The organism is Microbacterium sp. SCPM-O-B-15248 (M128), assembly GCF_058214835.1.
Window position 1 is genome coordinate 521,303 of sequence record NZ_JBYQLI010000002.1, and the last position, 21,527, is coordinate 542,829.

The 21,527-nt window shown below is 70.4% G+C and carries 20 protein-coding genes; 3 read left to right on the forward strand and 17 right to left on the reverse strand.

Annotated features, from left to right (window positions below):
• Nucleotides 1–6: 6 nt before the first annotated feature.
• Nucleotides 7–987 carry a LysR family transcriptional regulator gene (locus tag AC3E6M_RS05160; RefSeq protein ID WP_490529240.1) on the reverse strand — a complete coding sequence of 327 codons (981 nt, stop codon included), beginning with the start codon at nucleotides 985–987 and terminating at the stop codon, nucleotides 7–9.
• 81 nt (nucleotides 988–1,068) lie between these two features.
• On the opposite strand from AC3E6M_RS05160, the gene AC3E6M_RS05165 reads away from it, so the two are divergent.
• Nucleotides 1,069–2,136: an aminotransferase class V-fold PLP-dependent enzyme gene (locus AC3E6M_RS05165; protein ID WP_490529241.1), complete on the forward strand. Its 1,068-nt coding sequence runs from the start codon at nucleotides 1,069–1,071 to the stop codon at nucleotides 2,134–2,136.
• On the opposite strand, the gene AC3E6M_RS05170 is transcribed toward AC3E6M_RS05165, so the two are convergent.
• From AC3E6M_RS05170 to AC3E6M_RS05190, 5 genes are all read right to left on the reverse strand, one after another.
• Nucleotides 2,120–3,361 carry an MFS transporter gene (locus tag AC3E6M_RS05170; protein WP_490529242.1) on the reverse strand — a complete coding sequence of 414 codons (1,242 nt, stop codon included), beginning with the start codon at nucleotides 3,359–3,361 and terminating at the stop codon, nucleotides 2,120–2,122. The two genes, AC3E6M_RS05165 and AC3E6M_RS05170, sit on opposite strands and share 17 nt — an antisense overlap.
• Nucleotides 3,354–4,121: a fumarylacetoacetate hydrolase family protein gene (locus AC3E6M_RS05175; protein ID WP_490529243.1), complete on the reverse strand. Its 768-nt coding sequence runs from the start codon at nucleotides 4,119–4,121 to the stop codon at nucleotides 3,354–3,356. Before AC3E6M_RS05175 ends, AC3E6M_RS05170 begins: the two co-directional genes overlap by 8 nt.
• 233 nt (nucleotides 4,122–4,354) lie before the next feature.
• Entirely contained in the window at nucleotides 4,355–5,461 is a 1,107-nt protein-coding gene (locus AC3E6M_RS05180; protein ID WP_490529244.1) for a branched-chain amino acid aminotransferase, read from the reverse strand.
• A 60-nt stretch (nucleotides 5,462–5,521) separates the two neighbouring features.
• Nucleotides 5,522–6,574 (reverse strand): 3-isopropylmalate dehydrogenase, encoded by a 1,053-nt coding sequence (locus AC3E6M_RS05185; protein WP_490529245.1) that lies wholly within the window; start codon nucleotides 6,572–6,574, stop codon nucleotides 5,522–5,524.
• 25 nt (nucleotides 6,575–6,599) lie between these two features.
• Nucleotides 6,600–8,138: an MFS transporter gene (locus AC3E6M_RS05190; protein ID WP_138177303.1), complete on the reverse strand. Its 1,539-nt coding sequence runs from the start codon at nucleotides 8,136–8,138 to the stop codon at nucleotides 6,600–6,602.
• 79 nt (nucleotides 8,139–8,217) lie between these two features.
• On the opposite strand from AC3E6M_RS05190, the gene AC3E6M_RS05195 reads away from it, so the two are divergent.
• A complete protein-coding gene (locus AC3E6M_RS05195; RefSeq protein WP_138177301.1) occupies nucleotides 8,218–8,760 on the forward strand; it encodes a TetR/AcrR family transcriptional regulator in 543 nt (180 codons plus the stop codon).
• Between the two features lie 194 nt (nucleotides 8,761–8,954).
• Here AC3E6M_RS05195 and serA read toward each other — a convergent pair whose 3' ends face one another.
• The 9 genes from serA to AC3E6M_RS05240 all read right to left on the reverse strand — a co-directional run bounded on the left by serA (nucleotide 8,955) and on the right by AC3E6M_RS05240 (nucleotide 19,193).
• The gene (gene serA, locus AC3E6M_RS05200; RefSeq protein ID WP_490529246.1) at nucleotides 8,955–10,559 is read right to left on the reverse strand and encodes a phosphoglycerate dehydrogenase; all 1,605 of its coding nucleotides are present in this window, start codon (nucleotides 10,557–10,559) and stop codon (nucleotides 8,955–8,957) included.
• A gap of 207 nt (nucleotides 10,560–10,766) precedes the next feature.
• On the reverse strand, nucleotides 10,767–11,105 hold the full coding sequence (locus tag AC3E6M_RS05205; RefSeq protein WP_490529247.1) for a bacitracin resistance protein: 339 nt from the start codon (nucleotides 11,103–11,105) through the stop codon (nucleotides 10,767–10,769).
• Nucleotides 11,102–11,668 carry a DNA polymerase III subunit gamma/tau gene (locus AC3E6M_RS05210; protein WP_490529248.1) on the reverse strand — a complete coding sequence of 189 codons (567 nt, stop codon included), beginning with the start codon at nucleotides 11,666–11,668 and terminating at the stop codon, nucleotides 11,102–11,104. The genes AC3E6M_RS05205 and AC3E6M_RS05210 overlap by 4 nt, the downstream gene beginning before the upstream one ends.
• A gap of 100 nt (nucleotides 11,669–11,768) precedes the next feature.
• The gene (ilvC, locus tag AC3E6M_RS05215; RefSeq protein WP_138177293.1) at nucleotides 11,769–12,794 is read right to left on the reverse strand and encodes a ketol-acid reductoisomerase; all 1,026 of its coding nucleotides are present in this window, start codon (nucleotides 12,792–12,794) and stop codon (nucleotides 11,769–11,771) included.
• 68 nt (nucleotides 12,795–12,862) lie between these two features.
• On the reverse strand, nucleotides 12,863–13,372 hold the full coding sequence (gene ilvN, locus AC3E6M_RS05220) for an acetolactate synthase small subunit (RefSeq protein WP_138177291.1): 510 nt from the start codon (nucleotides 13,370–13,372) through the stop codon (nucleotides 12,863–12,865).
• A gap of 1 nt (nucleotide 13,373) precedes the next feature.
• Nucleotides 13,374–15,179 (reverse strand): acetolactate synthase large subunit, encoded by a 1,806-nt coding sequence (locus AC3E6M_RS05225; RefSeq protein WP_490529249.1) that lies wholly within the window; start codon nucleotides 15,177–15,179, stop codon nucleotides 13,374–13,376.
• 43 nt (nucleotides 15,180–15,222) lie between these two features.
• Entirely contained in the window at nucleotides 15,223–16,944 is a 1,722-nt protein-coding gene (gene ilvD, locus AC3E6M_RS05230) for a dihydroxy-acid dehydratase (protein ID WP_138177287.1), read from the reverse strand.
• A 9-nt stretch (nucleotides 16,945–16,953) separates the two neighbouring features.
• Nucleotides 16,954–17,733 carry a trehalose-phosphatase gene (gene otsB, locus AC3E6M_RS05235; RefSeq protein WP_292899279.1) on the reverse strand — a complete coding sequence of 260 codons (780 nt, stop codon included), beginning with the start codon at nucleotides 17,731–17,733 and terminating at the stop codon, nucleotides 16,954–16,956.
• Nucleotides 17,730–19,193, reverse strand: coding sequence for an alpha,alpha-trehalose-phosphate synthase (UDP-forming) (locus AC3E6M_RS05240; protein WP_394529560.1), 1,464 nt, complete (start codon nucleotides 19,191–19,193; stop codon nucleotides 17,730–17,732). Before AC3E6M_RS05240 ends, otsB begins: the two co-directional genes overlap by 4 nt.
• 199 nt (nucleotides 19,194–19,392) lie before the next feature.
• Between AC3E6M_RS05240 and AC3E6M_RS05245 the strand changes: the two genes are divergently transcribed.
• Complete coding sequence (locus AC3E6M_RS05245) at nucleotides 19,393–19,647, forward strand: cytochrome c-type biogenesis protein (protein WP_138178147.1); 255 nt, start codon at nucleotides 19,393–19,395, stop codon at nucleotides 19,645–19,647.
• Between the two features lie 42 nt (nucleotides 19,648–19,689).
• On the opposite strand, the gene AC3E6M_RS05250 is transcribed toward AC3E6M_RS05245, so the two are convergent.
• The gene (locus AC3E6M_RS05250; RefSeq protein WP_490529250.1) at nucleotides 19,690–20,877 is read right to left on the reverse strand and encodes an acetyl-CoA C-acetyltransferase; all 1,188 of its coding nucleotides are present in this window, start codon (nucleotides 20,875–20,877) and stop codon (nucleotides 19,690–19,692) included.
• Complete coding sequence (locus AC3E6M_RS05255) at nucleotides 20,874–21,527, reverse strand: 3-oxoacid CoA-transferase subunit B (RefSeq protein WP_490529251.1); 654 nt, start codon at nucleotides 21,525–21,527, stop codon at nucleotides 20,874–20,876. Before AC3E6M_RS05255 ends, AC3E6M_RS05250 begins: the two co-directional genes overlap by 4 nt.

Consider the following 21,527-nt stretch of genomic DNA (forward strand, 5'->3'; position numbering starts at 1 on the left):
TCGATCCTACTCGCGGGCGCGCGCCGATCCGGGGGTGCGAGCGACCGGATGCCGGTACTCGGCGAGCATCTCGTCCATGACCTGCAGCGCGGCCCCGACGGCGGGCACGCGTTCCGCACCGCGCGCGGTCACGACGTGCAGCGTGCGAGCCTCGGCGGCAGGCAGGCGCGGCGCCGCGATCCCGGCGACGAGCGGGAGGGATGCCACGGCCATGCGCGGCAAAATCGCGACGCCGACCCCCTGGGCCACGAGGTTCTCGACGGCGATGTAGTTGTCGGTCTCGAACGCGATGTCGGGGAGGAACCCCGCGCGCCCGCAGGCCTCGAGCAGATGGCCGCGACACTGGGGGCACCCGGCGATCCACCGCTCCCCCGCCAGCTGCGACAGGTCGATCGGACCGCCGTCCGCGGCGGGGTGCTCGATCGGCACGACCAGCACGGTGTCGTCGCCCCCCACCGTCCGCACCGAGAGCCCGCTCGCCGCGGAGTCCGAGTGCTCGCCCCGGTCGCCCGGGTAGCTGTAGGTGAGCGCGATGTCGGCGCGGTCCTCGCGTACGGCGGCGATGGCGTCGGGCGGCTCCGCTTCGACGAAGCTGATCGACACCCCCGGTCGGCGCGCCGAGACCGCCGCGATCACCCGCGGCACGACGGTGGAGGACGCCGAAGGGAAGGCCGCGATCCGCACGCGCCCCGCGCGCAGACCGCGGAGCTCCGCGAGGTCGCCGGCCGCGGCATCCAGGGCCGTCGTCACGGTGGCCGCGTGTCGGGAGAGCATCCGCCCCGCCTCGGTCAACCGCACGCCGCGGCCGACGCGCTCGACGATCGGCAGGCCGGCCCGACGCTCGAGGCGCCGCAGCTGCTGGCTCACCGCGGGCTGGCTGTACCCCAGGGCGCGCGCGGCCGCGGTGATGGACCCGGTGTCGGCGATCGCTTTCACCACGCGCAGGGCGTGGGCGTCGAGGCCGTCGTCGAGGGGCGCGTCGGTCATGCGAACACATAACCAGATCGAATGTTTCTCATGCAATACCTGCCGTAGTGGAATGCGTGGGAGGGTCGGCATCCTGGATCCATGACGCTCGCCCCGCACTTCGCCGGCGGTCGCGACTACCTCGCGGCCTGCACCATCGGCCTCCCGTCCCGCGCGACCGTGGCGGCTCTCTCGTCCGACCTCGCGGCCGCGGCATCCGGTCGCCCCGACGTGGCAGCCGCCACCCGCGCCGTCGAAGACGCGCGCCGCTCCTACGCGCAGCTGGTCCGCGCGCCGGTGTCGCAGGTCGCGATCGCCGCGCAGACCTCCGTCGCCGTCTCGCTCATCGCCGCGTCGGTGCCCGAGGGCGCCGAGGTGCTGTGCCCGGAGGGCGACTTCGCCTCGCTCGTCGCCCCGTTCGCGCACACGGTCCGCGGCATCCGCCTGCGCACCGTCCCGCTCGCCCGTCTCGCCGACGAGATCACCGCGGACACGTGGCTCGTCGCGTTCTCGCTCGTGCAGTCCGCGACGGGCGAGGTCGCCGACGCGATGGCCATCGCCGCGGCCGCCGCGCGCACGGGTACGCGCACGCTGTGCGACCTCACTCAGGCCGCGGGATGGCTCCCCGTGGATGCCACCCTGTTCGACGCCACCGTCTGTCACGCCTACAAGTGGCTGTGCGCGCCGCGCGGCGTCGCCTTTCTCACTCTCTCGCCCTCGTTCGCGGCGGGGCTGAGGCCCGTGCAGGCCGGGTGGTACTCCGGCGACGACCCGTGGGCCTCGTGCTACGGCGCGGAGGCGCGACTGGCGCCCGACGCCCGACGCTTCGACGTGTCCCCCGCGTGGCAGGCGTTCGTCGGCGCCGCCCCCGTGCTGGAGATGTTCGCCACCGCCGACGCTGCCGCCGTCCACGCGCATGCCACGGGGCTCGCCGCGCGGTTCCGCGCGGGCCTCGACCTCGCCGACCCCGATCGCCCCTCCGCGATCGTCACCTGGCCGGATGCCGAGGGCTGCGCGCTCGCGCGACTCACGGCATCCGGGATCATCGCCTCCGGACGCGCCGGACGCGCCCGCGTCGCGTTCCACGTCTTCAACGACGAAGACGACGTCGACCGCGCGCTCCGAGCCCTCCGGGCGGAGCGGACCGCTCCGGTCAGCCTCGCGCTCTGACCCACACCGCGCCGAGACACACCGCCGCGACCGGCACGAGCGCCCACAGCGCCAGGCCGCCGTAGCCTGCCACCCCGAGGATGAGCCCGGCCGCGACCGAGCCGACCGCCGCGCACGCGGTCATCAGCGTGTCACTGCGTCCCTGACGACGCGGCCGTCCGGCCACCGGGGTCGCCTCGGTCAGCAGCGCCGACCCGGCGACGGTGGCCGCGCTCCAGCCGAGCCCGAGGAGCACGAGAGCGACGAGCACGCCGGCCTGCGACCACGACAGGGTCGCCGCCACCGCCAGAGCCGCCGCGAGCAGCACCTGACCGAGGAGCACGATCGGAATGCGGCCCACGCGGTCGGCCAGGATGCCGAAGATCGGCGACAGGCCGTACATGCCGAACACGTGCAACGCGATCGTGACCCCGACCGCGAGGGTCACGGCATCCGGGGCGACGATGTGCGAGAGGTGGACGGGCGTCATCGCCATCACCGACGCCATCGTGACGTGCGAGGCCGCCACCGCGAGCATCGCGTACCGCGCGAGCCGGGGCCGATCGACGACGGAATCCTCGACCGACCGCGAGCTGTCGCGCGCCTGACGCTGCGCCAGCAGCAGCGGGTCCGGCCTCAGCACGAGCACGTACAGCGCCAGGGCGCACGCCTGCGCTGCGAACGAGAAGAGGTACGCCCCCGTGAGCCGCGGCATCCCGATGCCCGCCCCGAGCAGTTCTCCCGGCGCGAGCAGCAGCGGCCCCACGACCCCGCCCACCGTCGTCGCCCACACGACCGTTGCGAGATCTCGGCCCCGGCGACGCGTGCTCGCGAGGTCGGTCGCGGCGAACCGCGCCTGCAGCGTGCCGGCGTTGCCCGCACCGATGAGGGCGATGCCGACGAGCAGTACCGGGAACAGGCGCGTCGAAGCCGCCAGCACCACGATCGCGATGCCGACGAGCGCGGCGATGTTCCCCGCGCTCAGCGCGAAGCGGCGGCCGCGGACGGAGGCCAGACGCGCCAACGGGATCGCCGTCAGCGCCGCTCCCAGCGTGACCGCCGCCGTGGCGAAGCCCGACAGGGCGTCCTGCCCCGACAGGTCCGCCGCGAGCAGCGCACCCAGCGACAGCGTCGACCCGAACGCCACCCCGCTGAGGACCTGGCCCGAGGCCAGCACCCGCACGGTCCGACGCTGGACGGCCGCGATGTCGACCGCGGCATCCACGTCGGGGATCGTGTCAGGCATCGCGCACGGTGTTGCGCAGCACTCCGATCCCGCTGACCTCGACCTCGACGGTGTCGCCCGCCTCGAACGGCCCGATGCCCGCGGGCGTGCCGGTGAGGATCAGATCGCCCGGCAGCAGCGTGAACACCGCGGAGGCGTACGCGATCAGGTCGGGCACCGAGTGGATCATGTCGGACATGGGCCCGTTCTGCCGCACCTCGCCGTTGACGCGCGTCGTGATGACGGCGGCATCCGTGTCCAGATCGGTCTCGATGACCGGCCCGACCGGGCAGAACGTGTCGAAGCCCTTCGCGCGGGTCCACTGCCCGTCGCGGCTCTGGAGGTCGCGGGCGGTCACGTCGTTCGCGACGGTGTAGCCGAAGACGTAGTCGAGAGCGCGCTCGGCCGGGACGTTCTTGGCGATACGCCCGATCACGACCGCGACCTCTCCCTCATAGTCGGTGCGGGAGCTCACGGCGGTGGGCCGCACGATCACGTCGTCGGGACCGATCACCGACGTGTTCGGCTTGAGGAACATGAGCGGCTCGGCCGGTGCCTCGCCGCCCATCTCGGCCGCGTGGTCGTGATAGTTCTTGCCGATGCAGACGACCTTCGAGCGCGGGATCACGGGCGCGAGCAGCGTCACTTCGGTCAGCGGGATCCGCTCCCCCGTCGTGTCGAAACCCGCGAACAGCGGATCGCCCTCGAGGACGACCAGTTCGCCGTCGTCGATGATCCCGTAGCGGAGCGTTTCCTGGTGGCTGAACCGAGCGATCTTCACCCCGTCAGCCTATCGGCGGCCTCCCCCATGGCATCCGTTCCCGCCCCGCCGCCCACGCCCCCGCCCCCGCCCTCCTCGCGATAAACGCTGTTCCTCGCGAGGAACGCCGCGACAGCGCGTGTCTCGACAGGAATGGCGTTTGTCGGCACGCCCACCGCCGCAGCCGCCCACCGCCGCCGGTGCAGCAACGACGAAGGGGCCCCCGTTCAGGGACCCCTTCGTGGTGGCGCGACTCAGGCGTCGAGGCGGTAGAGCCAGCCGTGCTTGTCTTCGGCGCGGCCGTACTGGATGTCGGTGAGTTCCTGACGAAGCTCCAGCGCGAGGGTGCCGGTGGGCTGCTCGTCGATGAAGTCGCGCCCCTTGAGCGTCCCGATCGGGGTGACGACCGCCGCCGTGCCGCACGCGAACACCTCGACGATGTCACCGGATGCCACACCCTCGCGCCACTCGGTCAGCGAGACGTTCCGCCCGACGACGTGGTGGCCGCGATCGCGAGCGAGCTGCAGGAGCGAGTCGCGCGTGATGCCCTCGAGGATCGAGTCCGACTGCGGAGTGACGATCGTGCCGTCCTTGTAGACGAACACGACGTTCATCCCGCCGAGCTCCTCGACGTTGCGGTCCTGGTCGAGGAACACCACCTGGTCGCACTCGTTCTCGTAGGCCTCGGACTGCGGCAACAGGCTCGCCGCGTAGTTCCCCCCGGTCTTCGCCGCACCGGTGCCGCCCTTGCCGGCGCGCGAGTAGTCCTCGCTGAGCCAGATCGAGACGGGCTGCACGCCGCCCTTGAAGTACGCGCCCGCCGGGCTCGCGATCACGTAGTAGGCCACCTTGTGCGCGGGACGCACGCCGAGGAAGGCCTCCTTCGCGAACATGAAGGGACGCAGGTAGAGGCTCTGGTCCTCGCCCGAGGGCACCCATGCCCCGTCGACCGCGATGAGCTCGCGCAGCGACTGCAGGAAGTACGGGACGGGCAGTTCGGGAAGCGCCAAGCGGCGGGCGGAGCGCTGCAGGCGCCGACCGTTCTGGTCGGGGCGGAACGTGTGCACCGAGCCGTCGGCGTGACGGTATGCCTTGATGCCCTCGAAGATCTCCTGCCCGTAGTGCAGCACAGCGGCCGCGGGGTCGAGCGAGATCGGACCGTAGGGCGAAACGCGCGGACGATGCCACCCGCCGCGGACCGACCAGCAGATGTCGACCATGTGGTCGGTGAAGTTCTGCCCGAAGCCGGGCGCGACCAGGATCTCGTCGCGCTGCGCGGCGTTCGTGGCCGCGAGGTTGCGGGTGACGGAGAACTCGAGGGGCTCGAGTCCGGTGTCCGGGTCGGTGTCGATGGTGGTCATGATCTGCGCTTTCAGACTGTTCGGGGGCGCGGGACGGCGGCGCGGCCGGATCGCTCCAGGTTACGCCCGGAGACGGTCGACGATGGCGTCGCCGATCTGCGCGGTGGTTCGGGGCGAGGCATCCCGGTCCGCGATGTCGGACTCGACCGCGTGGGTGACGCGGGCGGCCTCGTCGGTGAGCCCGAGATGATCGAGCAGCAGGGCGACGGAGAGGATCGCGGCCGTGGGATCGGCCTTCTGGGAGCCTGCGATGTCGGGCGCCGATCCGTGGACGGGCTCGAACATCGAGGGGAACGCGCCGTCGGGGTTGATGTTGCCCGATGCGGCGAGGCCGATGCCACCGGTGACGGCGCCGGCCAGGTCGGTCAGGATGTCGCCGAAGAGGTTGTCGGTGACGATCACGTCGAAGCGGCTCGGGTTCGTGACCAGGAAGATGGTGACCGCGTCGACGTGCAGGTAGTCTACGTCGACCCCGGGGAACTCGGATGCCACGTCGTCGACGATCCGCTTCCACATTCCGCCGGCGTGCACGAGCACGTTCGTCTTGTGCACCAGCGTGAGCTTCTTGCGCCGCCGCTCGGCGAGGGCGAAGGCGTACCGGACGACGCGCTCGACTCCATACGCGGTGTTCACCGACGTCTCGTTGGCGACTTCGTGGGCCGTGCCGCGCCGGATGGCGCCGCCGTTGCCGACGTACGGCCCCTCGGTGCCCTCGCGTACCACGACGAAGTCGATCGCACCGGGATCGGCGAGCGGGCTGGTCGCTCCGGGGTAGAGCTTCGACGGACGCAGGTTGACGTAGTGGTCGAGCTCGAACCGCAGCTTCAGCAGCAGGCCGCGCTCGATGTTGGCGTCTTTGAGTCGCGGATCGCCGGGCACTCCCCCGACGGCGCCGAGGAGGATCGCGTCGTGCGCGGCGATGGCGGCGAGATCGTCGTCGGTGAGCGTGTCACCGGTCTCGAGGTACCGGCCCGCGCCGAGCGAGAAGGGGGTCTTCTCGAAGGTGACGTCGGAGGCCGCGGTCACGGCGTCGAGCACCTTCTCGGCTTCCGCAACGACCTCGGGGCCGATGCCGTCACCGGGGATGACGGCCAGTTTCACGACGCGCGACATCGCACTCCTCAGCGCTCAGGGCGCGTCACTTCGTCGACGCGCCGCGGTTTCCTCCCAGGGTAGTGGCAGCGATGAGCGCGGCGATGACGATGAGACCCGCGCCGATCAGCGCGGTCACGACCACACCCGAGTCGAACGCGTGCGCCGCGGCCGTGCGCAAGGCCTCGGCGAGCGACGGGTCCTCGAGCGTCTCCGACACCGCGACAGCGCCCGCGAGCGTCTCGCGAGCCGCGTCCGCCGCCCCACCGGGGAGGCCCGCGGGGAGAACGAGCTGCGCGCGGTAGAACGCCGCGAGGATGCCGCCGAGCACGGCGGTGCCGAGCACGGCACCCAGCTCGTAGGCCGTCTCGGACACGGCGCTGGCCGCCCCGGCCTTGGCCGGCGGAGCGCTGGAGAGGATGAGCTCGTTCGAGACCGTCTCGGCCGCTCCGATGCCGATGCCGAGCAGACCGAAAGCGACGATCAGCAGAACCAGATCCGCGGTCGAGAACGCCACCATGACGTAGGCGACGACCGAGAAGCCCAGCGCTACGGGCACGACCGTTCGGGCCGGGAACCGCTGTGCCACCGGCACCACCGCCAGACCCGAGACGATCATGAGCACGAGTCCAGGCAGCAGCGCGAAGCCGGCCACCATCGGCGACAGACCGACCACGAGCTGCAGGTGCTGGGCGACGAAGTACAGGAAGCCCACGAGCCCGACGACGCTGAGGAGGTTGACCAGGATGGCGCCCGAGAATGTGCCGCGGCGGAACAGCGTCATGTCGAGCATGGGTGTCGCGAGGCGCCGCTGACGACGGACGAACAGCCCCCCGAAGACGATGCCGACGGCGAAGAGCACGGGCGCGAGTGAGAGCGGGCCGTCGACCGCGAGCTTCTTGATGCCGTACACGATCGGCACCATCGTCGCCAGCGACAGCAGCACGCTGACGGGGTCGAAGCGGCCGGGAGCGGGGTCGCGGCTCTCGGGCACGAAGAAGGGGGCGAGCACGAGCAGCGGGACCAGCACCGGCACGGCCATGAGGAAGACCGAGCCCCATGAGAAGTGCTCGAGGAGGAACCCTCCGACGATGGGGCCGAGGGCGGCACCCGCAGAGAAGCCGGACGCCCACACGGCGATCGCGAACCGACGCTGGTCGCGATCGCGGAAGATGCTGCGCAGGAGCGAGAGCGTGGAGGGCATCAGCATGGCACCGAACACGCCCATGAGCGCGCGGCCGGCGATGAGGGCGGCAGCGGTGGGGGCGAACGCCGACAGCGCCGACACCGCCGCGAAACCCGTGGCACCGATGAGGAGCATGCGCTTGCGCCCGAAACGGTCGCCGAGCGTGCCCATCGTCACGAGCAGACCGGCCAGGACCAACGGGTAGACGTCGATGATCCACAGCTGCTCGATGCTCGTGGGCTGCAGGTCGAGCGCGATCTCGGGGAGCGCGAAGCTCAGCACCGTGTTGTCGACCGAGACCAGCAGCACCGGGAGCATGAGCACGGCCAGCGCGAACCACCCGCGCCAGCCGGCGCGAGGGGCGTTGATCTCTTGAGTGGGCAACGACGAGGTGAGCATAGTTCCGTTCCTGATTCTGAACCGTCCGGCCGGTATAGTATCAGAAGGAACCGACATCCGCCCTTACGATCGAGGAGTCATGAGCCGCCCCCCTCTCGCCCGCGATGCCGTCCTGGACGCGTTCACCCAGATCCTCGTCGACGAGGGCGAACGCGCCGCGACGATGGATGCCACGGCTCGCGCCGCGGGCGTCTCCAAGGGCGGGTTGCTGTATCACTTCAATTCCAAGAGCGCGCTCGAAGAAGCACTGGTGCGTCGACTCGAGCTACTCGCCCAGCAGGACGTGGACGAGATCGAGAAGTCCGCCGAGGGCGTCGTCGCCGCCCACTTGCGCTCGTCACAGAACACCGGGTCACCCCTCGACGCGACGATCCTCGCCGTTTCCCGCTTGGCGCAGAACGGCAACGACGCGGCGTCGGCCTCGCTCCGGCGCGTTCGCGAACTGTGGGAAGCGAGCCTGCGCCCGCACACCCGTGACGAGACGGCCCTGCAGATGGTGCTGCTCGTCAGCGACGGCCTCTACTTCAACGCGGTGCTCGACCTCAACGCCGTGCCGGGGTCGACGCTCGAAGGCGCCGACCTCGACGCCCTCATCTCCGCTGTCCTCGCCGCGACCACCTGAACGCCAGCTCCTACCCGAACCACGATCCGCGCGCCACTCGCGTGCGTGCGCGCAGACTCAGCGATGCGCGCAAACTCACATCAGAGTGGCGCCGACCCGCTGAATTTGTGCACATCGCCGACCTCGCGACCCACCGCCGGCAACGACGGAGGGGGCCGCTTCCGCGACCCCCTCCCCGATTCTCCGATCGAGCGTCAGCTCTCGACGATCTCGATCTGACGGAACAGGTCGGCGTTGACGGCCTCGCGCATCGCGTCGAGGATGCCATCGGGCACGGGCGAGTCGACCGTGAGCACCGACAGTGCTCGGCCGGTGGCATCCGGGGCCGCCACCTGCAGACCGGCGATGTTGATGCCCGCCTCCCCCAGCTTCTGGCCGTAGATCGCGACGATGCCGGGGCGGTCGGCGTAGCGCATGACGAGGTGGTGCCGCTCGATCGGCACCTCGATGTCGTACCCGTTGATCGCGACGACCTTGGGCACCATGCGGGTGCCCGCGAGCGTCCCGGCGACGGTGAGCGTCGAGCCGTCGGCGAGGGTGCCGCGCAGGATCGTGATGTTTCGGTATAGCGGGCTCTCGGCCTCGACGATCAGGCGGGTCTCGACCCCGCGCTGCTCGGCGAACAGCGGCGCGTTGACGTACGAAACGGTCTCGCTGACGATGCGGCTGAAGATGCCCTTCAGTGCGGCGAGGCGGTACACGCTCACGTCGTAGGCGGCGAGCTCGCCGCGCACCTCGATGTCGAGGCTGGAGAGCGCGCTGTCGGCCAGGCCGCTGAAGAACTGGCCGAGCATCTCGACGAGCGCGATACCGGGCCGCACGAACGGGTCGATGGCGCCGCCGGCGACGTTCACGGCATCCGGCACGAGGTCGCCCTCGAGCGCGAGCTTGACCGAGCGTGCCACCGACACGCCCGCCTTCTCTTGCGCCTCTTCGGTGCTGGCACCGAGGTGGGGGGTGACGACGACGTTCGGCAGGTCGAGGAGCTTGCGGGCCGGACCGTCTTCGGCGGGGGGCTCGGTGGAGAAGACGTCGAGGCCGGCCCCGGCGATCTCACCCGAGGTGAGCGCGTCGTAGAGGGCGTCCTCGTCGATCAGGCCGCCACGGGCGACGTTGATGACGTAGGCGGTCTTCTTCATGCGGCGCAGCTGCTCGGCGCCGATCATGCCCGTGGTCTCGGGCGTCTTCGGCATGTGGATCGTGACGAAGTCGCTCTGCTCGAGCAGTTCGTCGAGCGAGACGAGCTGCACTCCCAGTTGCTGAGCGCGCGTCGCCGTGACGTACGGGTCGTACGCGATCACGCGCATGTCGAACGCCTGCAGGCGGGCGGCGATGAGGGCGCCGATGCGGCCGAGGCCGATGATGCCGATGGTCTTCTCGAAGAGCTCGGTGCCGGTGAACGAGCTCCGCTTCCACAATCCCTGCGCGAGCGAGGCGTGCGCGGCGGGGATGCGACGCGCAAGGCTCAGCACGTGGCCGACGGTGAGCTCGGCGGCCGAGATGATGTTCGACGTCGGCGCGTTGACCACCATGACACCGGCCGCGGTCGCGGACTTGATGTCGACGTTGTCGAGGCCGACACCCGCCCGGGCGACGACCTTGAGCGACGGGGCGGCGTCGATCGCCTCGGAGTCGATCTTGGTGGCCGACCGCACCAGCACCGCGTGCGCGTCGGCCAGGGCCGAGAGCAGCGCGGGGCGGTCGGTCCCGTCGACGTGGCGCACGTCGAAGTCGGGGCCGAGCGCGTCGATCGTGGCGGGAGAGAGTTCTTCGGCGATGAGCACGACGGGCTTCGTCACGGATGAGTCCTTCGAAACGGTGCACGGGACCGGCGCGCACCACCGCACACCACCGATGAGATCCGGGCGCGCGGCCCGTGCGGGCCGTCTGTCAGCCTAGCGCGGTCGCCGATGCGCCCCGGACACTGTGACGTGCCGCGGCATCCCCCGCCGTTCCGCGCGCGCCGAACCCGCACGCGCCGAACCGCACGCGCACGACCGGCCGCGTCAGCCGCCGTAGAGGCCGTACGACGTCGTGCCGTAGCCCACGACCGCGAGCCAGAAGGCCGCAGACAGCGTCAGCCCCGCCAGCATCGCGAGCGAGAACTCCCCCGCGCGCCGACGTGCGCCGATCGCGAAAGCTACGCCGAAGGCCGCCAGCGGGAAGACGATCGGAAGGATGTAGACGAACCAGCCCAGACCGTTCAGTCCGAGGGGGCCTTTGACCTGGAGGATCAGCAGGTCGACCGAGCTCCAGACGACGAACGCGTAGAAGAGGCCGAAGATACCGGCGATCGCGACGACGATCCACGTCGGAAGCAGGCGGGTACGCGGGACGGCGTTCATACGAGGGATCCCATCGACAGCAGCGGCCAGGGCACGAGGAGGACGACTCCCAGGATCAGCACGAGGAACCGCTGCCACGTGCGCCAGCCGCGCGTCAGCACGAGCGTCGCCACGAACCAGGTCGGCGGGGCCAGCGCGGCGCCGGCGGTGAGTGCGATGACGGTGACGTCGGGGATCGGGATGCCGAGGGCGAGGAGCTGGCGCCCGGCGAGCACCCACCCGATGGCGAAGAGCAGGAAGGTCGCCGCCACCATGCCGATGCCCACGAGCCCGGCGTTGCCGAGGGGCGCCGACGCGGCCGGCGCCGTCTCGGTCTCCTCCTGCGCGGGGGCCTGCGCCCGCGCCATCGTCGGGGCCGGATCGGGCGCCGAGGACGCCGCGGGCTGTCGCACGGCCGGATCGGTCGGGGCCGCGGTGGCCGCGCCGTGCGTCGAGGCCGCCGCAGCGGGCTCCGCTCCGGCCGGCGTTCCCGGGTCGTCGGCCGGGGCACGATCGCCGACGTCGAGGGTCGGGTCGTCGTCACCGTCCCAAGAGAGGGCGTCGTCGTCGCGGGGAGTGCTCACCCGACCACGGTAGCGCCGGGCACCGACACAGCGAGGATGCCCCGCCGGTACGCCGAACGCCCCGGAACCGCGAGGGCTCCGGGGCGTCCGAGGACGCAGGTCAGCGCGCAGCGCTGCCTTCCGTGTAGTCGCTGTCCTGCTGCTTCCACGCGAACAGGCCGCGGAGCTCCCGGCCGGTCGCCTCGATCGGGTGACCCTGCTCCTTCTCGCGAAGGGCGAGGAACTCGGGGGCGCCGTTGTCCTGGTCGGCGATGAAGCGCTCGGCGAAGGCACCCGACTGGATGTCGGCGAGGACGGCCTTCATGTTCTCCTTGACCGACGGGTCGATGACGCGCGGGCCCGAGACGTAGTCGCCGTACTCGGCGGTGTCCGAGATCGACCAGCGCTGCTTGGCGATGCCGCCCTCCCACATGAGGTCGACGATGAGCTTCAGCTCGTGCAGCACCTCGAAGTAGGCGATCTCGGGCTGGTAGCCGGCCTCGGTGAGCGTCTCGAAGCCGTACTGCACGAGGTGGCTCATGCCACCGCAGAGCACGGACTGCTCGCCGAACAGGTCGGTCTCGGTCTCTTCGGTGAAGGTCGTCTTGATGACGCCGGCGCGCGTGCCGCCGATCGCCTTGGCGTACGACAGCGCGGTGTCCCAGGCCGAGCCCGAGGCGTCACGCTCGACGGCGATGATGTCCGGGATGCCGCGGCCCGCGACGTACTCACGACGCACCGTGTGGCCGGGGGCCTTGGGGGCGACGAGGATGACGTCGACGCCCTCGGGCGCATCGATGTAGCCGAAGCGGATGTTGAAGCCGTGCGCGAAGGCGAGCGTCTTGCCCTCGGTCAGCTTGTCCTTGATGGAGTCGGCGTAGATGGAGCGCTGGTGCTGGTCGGGCGCCAGGATCATGATGAGGTCGGCCCACTCGGCGGCGTCCGCGACGTTCTTGACCTCGAAGCCGTCCTCCTGCGCCTTGGCGGTGGACTTGGATCCATCCTTGAGCGCGATGACGACCTCGACGCCGGAGTCGCGGAGGTTCTGCGCGTGCGCGTGACCCTGCGAGCCGTAGCCGACGATCGCGACCTTCTTGCCCTGGATGATCGAGAGGTCGGCGTCGTCGTCGTAGAAGATCTCTGCCATGGGGATGCTTTCTCCTTGGATACAGGTCCCGCGACGGGGACCGGGGGTGTGTGGAAAGGGTGGGAGGGTCAGCCGCGCAGGACGCGTTCGGTGATGCTCTTGCCGCCGCGACCGACCGCGAGCAGGCCCGATTGGGCGAGCTCCTTCACGCCGAACGGCTCGATGGCCTTGAGGAAGGCCTCGACCTTGCCCTTGTCGCCCGTGATCTCGATCACCAGGGCGTCGGAGGCGTAGTCGACCACCGATGCGCGGAAGAGGTTCACGACCTCCAGCACGTTGGATCGGCTGGCGTTGTCGGCCCGGACCTTCACGAGCACGTGCTCGCGCTGCACCGAGCTGGCCGCGTCGAGCTCGACGATCTTGATGACGTTGATCAGCTTGTTCAGCTGCTTGGTCACCTGTTCGAGGGGCAGCCCCTCGACGTCGACCACGACCGTGATGCGCGAGAGGCCGGGAACCTCGGTCACACCCACGGCAAGCGACTCGATGTTGAAGCCGCGACGGGCGAAGAGACCGGCGACGCGGGTCAGCAGACCCGGCTTGTCCTCGACGAGGAGGCTGAGAACGTGCCTGGACATGTCAGTCCTCCTGCTCGGCGAAGGCGGGCGAGTGATCGCGTGCGTACTGGACGTAGCTGTTGCTGACGCCCTGCGGAACCATCGGCCACACCATGGCGTCGGCGCTCACGACGAAGTCGATCACGACGGGGCGGTCGTTGGTGTCGAGTGCCAGCTGGATCGCGGCGTCGATCTCGTCTTCCTTCTCGACGCGGATCGCGAGGCATCCGTAAGCCTCGGCGAGCTTGACGAAGTCCGGGATGCGACGGGTGCCGTGACCGGTGTTCAGGTCGGTGTTCGAGTGGCGGCCGTCGAAGAACAGCGTCTGCCACTGGCGCACCATGCCGAGCGAGGAGTTGTTGATGATCGCGACCTTGATGGGGATGTCGTTGATGACGCAGGTCGCGAGCTCCTGGTTGGTCATCTGGAAGCAGCCGTCACCGTCGATCGCCCAGACCACGCGGTCGGGCTCGGCGACCTTGGCGCCCATGGCCGCCGGGACGGAGTACCCCATGGTGCCGGCACCGCCCGAGTTCAGCCACGCGTTGGGTCGCTCGTACTTGATGAACTGCGCGGCCCACATCTGGTGCTGGCCCACGCCCGCCGCGTAGATCGCCTCGGGTCCGGTCATCTCGCCGATGCGCTGGATCACGTGCTGGGGCGAGAGGAGGCCGTCGGTGGTCGGCGTGTACCCGAGCGGGAACTCCTCGCGCAGGCCGTTCAGGAACGACCACCACTCCGAGTAGTCCACCTCGGTCTCGGATGCCGCCTGGCGGAACGCCGCCTCCAGGTCGACCAGCACGTCCTTGAGGTCGCCCACGATCGGCACGTCCGCCGTGCGGATCTTGGAGATCTCGGCGGGGTCGATGTCGACGTGCACGACCTGCGCGTTCGGGGCGAACAGCGCAGCCTTGCCGGTGACGCGGTCGTCGAAACGTGCGCCGAGCGAGACGATGAGGTCGCTGTCCTGCAGCGCGAGGACCGCCGGCACCGTGCCGTGCATCCCGGGCATGCCGAGGTGCTGCTCGTGCGAGTCGGGGAACGCGCCGCGCGCCATGAGCGTGGTCACGAGCGGGGCGCCGGTCGCCTCGGCGAGGGCCTTGAGTTCAGCCGACGCCTTGGCACGGATGACACCGCCACCGACGTAGAGGACCGGCTTCTTGGCCTGCGCGATGAGCTGTGCGGCCGCCTGGATCTGCTTGCCGTGCGCCTTGGTCACCGGGCGGTAGCCCGGCAGGTCGATCTTGGGCGGCCAGATGAACGGCGCCTCGTTCTGCTGCGCGTCCTTGGTGATGTCGACCAGGACCGGACCGGGTCGGCCCGTCGAGGCGATCTCGAAGGCCGCGGCGATCGCGCCGGGGATCTCGTCGGCCGACTTCACCAGGAACGAGTGCTTGGTGATCGGCATCGTGATGCCGACGATGTCGGCTTCCTGGAAGGCATCCGTCCCCATGAGGGTCGAGAAGACCTGACCGGTGATGCAGACCAGCGGGACCGAGTCCATGTAGGCGTCGGCGATCGCGGTGACGAGGTTGGTCGCCCCGGGGCCCGACGTCGCGATGGCGACACCGGTGCGCCCGGAGGCGGCGGCGTAGCCCTCGGCCGCGTGGCCGGCGCCCTGCTCATGGCGCACGAGGATGTGGCGGACGTTCTCGTCGTCCATGAGCGGGTCGTACACGGGCATGATCGCCCCGCCCGGCAGACCGAACACGTCGGTGACGCCGAGCAGATCGAGCGAACGGACGACCGCCTGGGCGCCCGTGAGCACGGGCGCCGGGGCGGTGCGAGCGGGGGGCCGGGGAACGGCCGTGGCGGATTCGGCGGACATGGTGGTACCTCGGAACCGATGGAGGGTGAAAGGGGGACGGCCGTCAGCCCGTGACTGCGCCCTCCGCGGCGGAGTGCACGAGCTTGGAGTATTTGGCCAGAACGCCACGGGTATAGCGCGGGGGAAGCGGTTCCCAGCCCTCACGGCGGGAACTCAGCTCGGCGTCATCGACGATCAAGTCGAGAGTGCGAGCGGCGATATCGACCCGTATCAGATCACCATCGCGCACGAAGGCGATAGGACCTGCGTCCACCGCTTCGGGAGCTATGTGGCCGATGCAGAGGCCGGTTGTGCCGCCTGAGAATCGACCGTCCGTCAAGAGTAGTACATCTTTTCCGAGACCCGCGCCCTTGATCGCGGCCGTGATGGCCAGCATCTCGCGCATGCCGGGGCCGCCCTTGGGGCCCTCGTAGCGGATGACGACGACGTCGCCGGCGTGGATCTCGCCCGCCTCGAGCGCGTCCATGGCGGCGCGCTCGCGCTCGAACACCCGCGCGGGTCCCTCGAAGACGTTGCCGTCGAAGCCGGCGGACTTGACGACCGCACCCTCGGGAGCCATCGAGCCGTGCAGGATCGTGATGCCGCCCGTGGCGTGGATGGGGTTGTCGAACGAGTGGATGACGGTGCCGTCGATCGGGTCGGGGTCGAGGTCGGCGAGGTTCTCGGCGAGGGTCTTGCCCGTGACCGTGAGCGCGTCGCCGTGCAGCAGGCCCTCGTCGAGCATCGCCTTCATGATGACCGGGATGCCGCCCTGACGGTCTACGTCGTTCATGACGTACTTGCCGAACGGCTTCATGTCGGCCACGTGCGGCGTCTTGTCGCCGATGCGGTTGAAGTCGTGGAGCGTCAGCTCGACCTCGGCCTCGCGGGCGATCGCGAGCAGGTGGAGGACGACGTTCGTCGAACCACCGAGAGCCATGGCGAGAGCGATGGCGTTCTCGAACGCCTCCTTGGTGAGGATGTCGCGCGTCGTGATCCCCTGGCGCAGCAGGTTGACCACGGCCTCGCCCGAGCGATGGGCGAAGTAGTCGCGGCGCCGGTCGGCCGAGGGCGGGGCGGCGGAGCCGGGGAGGCTGAGACCGAGCGCCTCGGCGACGGAGGCCATCGTGTTGGCGGTGTACATTCCGCCGCACGCGCCCTCACCGGGCGCGAACGAGCACTCGATGCGCTTGAGGTCGGCCTCGCTCATGCGGCCCGCGAGGCACGCACCGACACCCTCGAAGGAGTCGATGATCGTGATCTCCTTCTCGGTGCCGTCCGAGAGCTTGACCCAGCCCGGCGCGATCGAGCCGGCGTAGAGGAAGACGCTCGAGAGGTCAAGGCGAGCGGATGCCATGAGCATGCCCGGGATCGACTTGTCGCACCCGGCGAGAAGGACCGAGCCGTCCAGGCGCTCGGCCATCATGACGGTCTCGACGGAGTCCGCGATCACCTCGCGCGACACGAGCGAGAAGTGCATGCCCTCGTGGCCCATCGAGATGCCGTCGGAGACCGAGATGGTGCCGAATTGCAGCGGGTATCCGCCACCGGAGTGCACGCCCTCTTTGGCGCCCTGGGCCAGACGGTCCAGGCTCAGGTTGCAGGGCGTGATCTCGTTCCAGCTGGACGCGATGCCGATCTGGGGCTTGTCCCAGTCATCGTCGCCCATGCCGACGCCGCGGAGCATTCCGCGCGACGTGGTGGCTTCGATGCCATCGGTGATGACGCGGCTGCGGGGCTTGATGTCGATCTCGCCGGCGGGGGTCGAATTGTGCGGTGCGGGCATTCTCGCAGTCTATTGCGCGTGGGCGACACGCTGATGCGCCACGGCCTCCAGAACGTCGACGAAAGCATCGATGTCGGCGACCTTCAGGTCGGCCGCGGTCTCTCCGGAACCGATGTGGATGCCGAGATCCCCCGCCGAGAGCGAGCGCAAGGCGTCTTCGTCCGTGACGTCGTCGCCCGCGAAGAGCACCGCCGTCGCCCCTACGCGCTCCCGCAGGCGCTCGACGGCGGAGTCCTTGCCCTCGTGGCGGAACGCGAACTCGAGGATGTCGTGGCCGGTGCGGCGACGCCACCGTGGCGCTTCCGTGCCGACGAGCGCGTCGGCGATCTCGCGCGCCTCCGCGGCGTCGGTGGCATCCGCTCGACGGGTGTGCACCCCGACACCGAACTCCTTCGGCTCGATCCAGACGCCGGTCGCGTGGGCGGTGCGTCGCTCCAGCTCGGCCTGGAGCCGGTCCCGGAGCGACAGGTGCTCGGCGTCGTCCGGCGCCGGCTCCTCGCCGGTGCCCGGAACCCAGTACTGCACGCCGTGGGACGCCGCCAGCCACACCGGAGAGTCGTCGTCGTGCTCCGCGATCTCGCGCAGGTGCCCGAGGGACCGCCCAGAGACGAGGGCGACCACGGTGTCGGGCGCGGCGGCGAGGGCATCGACCGCGGCCCGGGCGCGCGGCGTCATCCGCGCCGTCATCGGGTCGTCGACGAGCGGAGCGAGCGTGCCGTCGAAATCGAGCGCGACCAAGAGGACCGCCGTGGTGGACACGGCCTCGATCGCGGCGTCGGCGGCGGTCACGAGCCGGCCTCCTCGTCCACGGAGGCGGCCCGAGCGGCAACGGCCGCCGGGGCGCTCGATGTCCGGCCGTGGAAGGCCGAGAGCGCCTCCAAGAACTCGCGCGACCAATCCTCGACGTCGTGATCGCGCACGCGCCGGCGTAGCGCACGCATCCGACGCCCCTGCTCGGCGGCCGGCATGTCGATCGCGCGGATGATCGTGTCCTTGAGCCCGCCGATGTCGTGCGGGTTGATCAGCAGCGCGCTGCCCATCTCGTCTGCCGCGCCGGCGAACTCGCTCAGCACGAGCACGCCGCGGTTGTCGATCCGGCTGGCGACGTACTCCTTGGCCACGAGATTCATGCCGTCGCGCAGAGCCGTGACGAGCATGACGTCGGCGGCGAGGAAGAGCGCCACCATCTCTTCTCGCGGATACGACTGGTGCAGGTAGCGGATCGCGGTGTGCCCCATCGTGTCGTGATCGCCGTTGATGCGGCCGACCATCATCTCGATCTCGTCGCGCAACTGCACGTACGCCTCGACGCGCTCGCGGCTGGGGCTCGCGACCTGCACCAAAGTGGCGTCCTCGACGGTGGCGCGGCCGTCCTCGAGCAGTTCGCCCCACGCCTTCAGCCGGTGCCGGATGCCCTTGGTGTAGTCGAGGCGGTCCACGCCGAGCAGGATCTTCCTCGGATTGCCGAGGCCTTCGCGGATCTCCCGCGCGCGCTGCTGGATATCGGGGCGCTGCGCGAGCTCGATGTACGACTCGGCGTCGATCGAGATCGGGAACGCCTTCGCCAGAGCGACCCGGGTGCCGCCCTCGCCATCCGGTACAGAGATGCCGCTCGCCTTGGTGTCGTACCGCAACTGCCGCCGCACGGCGCGAGCGAAGTTGCCGGCGTCGGCCACACGCTGGAACCCGATGACGTCGGCACCGAGGAGGCCCTCGAGCACCTGCTTGCGCCACGGCAGCTGCGCGTAGAGGCCGTAGGCCGGGAACGGGATGTGATGGAAGTAGCCGATGGTGAGGTCGGGGCGCAGCTCGCGGAGCATCTTCGGCACGAGCTGCAGCTGATAGTCCTGCACCCAGACGGTGCCGTTCTCAGCCGCGACGTCGGCCGCTGCTGCGGCGAAGCGGCGGTTGACACGAACGTAGGCGTCCCACCAGGCGCGCTTGTACGTCGGGGCGGCGATGACGTCGTGGTACAGCGGCCAGATCGTGTCGTTCGAGAAACCCTCGTAGTAGTTCTGCACGTCCGCGGCGGAGAGCTCGATCGGAACGAGATGCGTCCCCTCGAAGTCGAACGGCTCGAGGGCGACGCCGGGCTGTCCCGCCCAGCCCACCCATGCCCCCTCGGCCCGACGCATGACGGGTTCGAGCGCGGTGACGAGACCGCCGGGGGAACGCCGCCACCCCTCCCCATCGGGGGTGCGATCCACCGGTAGACGATTGGCGACGACGACGAAATCGGCCTGTGACACAGGTCCTCCTCGGTAGCTTCCCCTCAGGCTAACAGCGGGGTGCGATGGTTCCGCGGGGGCGCCGGAATGCGATAAACGCCCGTTCTGTCGAGACACGGTGCGACACCGCGTGTCTCGACAGAGACGGCGTTTATCGAGGTGGGGCGTCCCGCTGTCAAGGCGTCGTCGGCCTCCGCGCGAGGATGAGTAGGTTGGTGGCATGCGCCAGTACATCTTCGGAACCGGACTCCTCAGCGCCATCACGGGTGGCATCACGCTGCTGCGCGGCCTCCGCAACGACGAGCCGTTCACATGGCGCACGGCCCTGGCGTGGCTGAGCTGGGGCATCACGCTCGCCCTGGCCATCGGTGCCGTCGTGGATACGCGACGGGCGCGCCGCGGTCGTCAAGTCTCCGGCGACTCGCCCGTCGCGCGCAAGCAGCAGAAGCTCCTGAAGAAGCGCCTCGCGCGCTGACGCGAGAACAGAGGATGCCAGGCCCGGGGGCCCGGCATCCCTTCAGCGCGTGAGGATGAGCGCGTCGCCCTGACCGCCCCCGCCGCACAGCGCGACCGCGGCGGTGCCGCTCCCCCGCCGCACGAGTTCGTGCACCGCGTGCACGACGAGGCGGTTGCCCGACGCACCGATCGGGTGGCCGATCGCGATGCCGCCGCCGTGCGGGTTGACCACCTCGTCGGTGAGTCCGAGTTCGGCCTGCGACCGGGCCACCACGGCACCGAAGGCTTCGTTGATCTCGACGTGGTCGAGGTCGGATGCCGCGATGCCCTCCTTCTCGAGGGCCTGGGCGATGGCCCGTGCGGGCTGCGCGTGGAGCGAGTTGTCGGGTCCGGCGACCTGTCCGGCCGCGCCGACGACGGCGAGGACGTCCCAGCCGTGCGCGGCGGCGGTCGCCCGGGTGGTCACGACCACGGCCGAGGCCCCGTCCGAGATCTGGGAGGCGTTGCCCGCGGTGATCGACCCGCCCTCGGCGAACGCGGGGCGCAGCTTTGCGAGCGTCTCGACCGTCGTGTCCGGGCGGATGCCCTCGTCGGCGGCGACCACCACGGGGTCGCCCTTACGCTGCGGGATCGACACCGGGACGATCTCGGCGTCGAAGACGCCCGCCGCCTGGGCTGCGGCCGCACGCTGGTGGGACCGGGCGGCCACGGCATCCTGGGCCTCCCGCGTGACCTCGTACCGGGCGTTGGCGCGTTCGGTGGACGCTCCCATGCTCTCGCGGTCGTAGGCGTCGGTGAGGCCGTCGTGCGCGAGGTGGTCGAGCACCTCGATCGAGCCGTACGCGTACCCCTCGCGGGAGTTCATCAGCAGGTGCGGTGCGCGGGTCATCGACTCCATGCCGGCGGCGACGACCACGGTCGCGTCGCCGAGTCGCAGCATGCGTGCGGCGTCGATGACGGCCGTGAGCCCAGAGAGGCAGACCTTGTTCACGGTGGCGGCGTGGACGTCCCACCCGATGCCCGCGGCGATCGCGGCCTGACGAGCGGCGTTCTGGCCGGCGCCGGCCTGCAGCACTTGGCCGACGAGCACCGCATCGATGGCATCGGCGGGGATACCGCCGCGCTCGAGAGCCCCCGAGATGGCGGCCGCGCCGAGCTGCACCGCGGTCAGCGGAGCGAGCTGCCCCTTGAGCCGGCCCTGCGGGGTGCGGGCGGCGGCGACGATGACGACGTCGGTGTCGGAGGTCATGCGATCTTCTCCTCGGGGATGCGGACGGTGAGCGGGGGTTCGGTAGCGGCGACGACGTCGTCGACCGAGACGCCCGGGGCGACCTCGATGAGGACGAGCCCCTCGGGCGTGACGTCGATCACGGCGAGGTCGGTGATGATCCGGTCGACCACGCCGCGGCCGGTCAGCGGAAGCGAGCACGCGTCGACGATCTTGGGCGACCCGTCGCGGGCGACGTGCTCCATGAGGACGATGACGCGTTCGGCTCCGTGGACGAGGTCCATCGCGCCGCCGGGGCCTTTGACCATCTTGCCCGGGATCATCCAGTTCGCCAGGTCGCCGGTGGCCGACACCTGCATGGCCCCGAGGATCGCCGCGTCGATCTTCCCCCCGCGGATCATGCCGAAGCTCGTCGCCGAGTCGAAGAACGCCGCCCCCGGCAGGGTCGTCACGGTTTCTTTGCCGGCGTTGATGAGGTCGGCGTCGACGGCATCCTCGGTCGGGTACGGACCGACACCCAGGATGCCGTTCTCGGACTGCAGCACGACCGTCACTCCGTCGGGGACGTGATTGGGCACGAGGGTCGGCAAACCGATGCCGAGGTTCACGTACGAGCCGTCGGTGAGTTCGCGCGCAGCGCGCGCGGCCATCTCGATGCGGGTGAGCGCCAT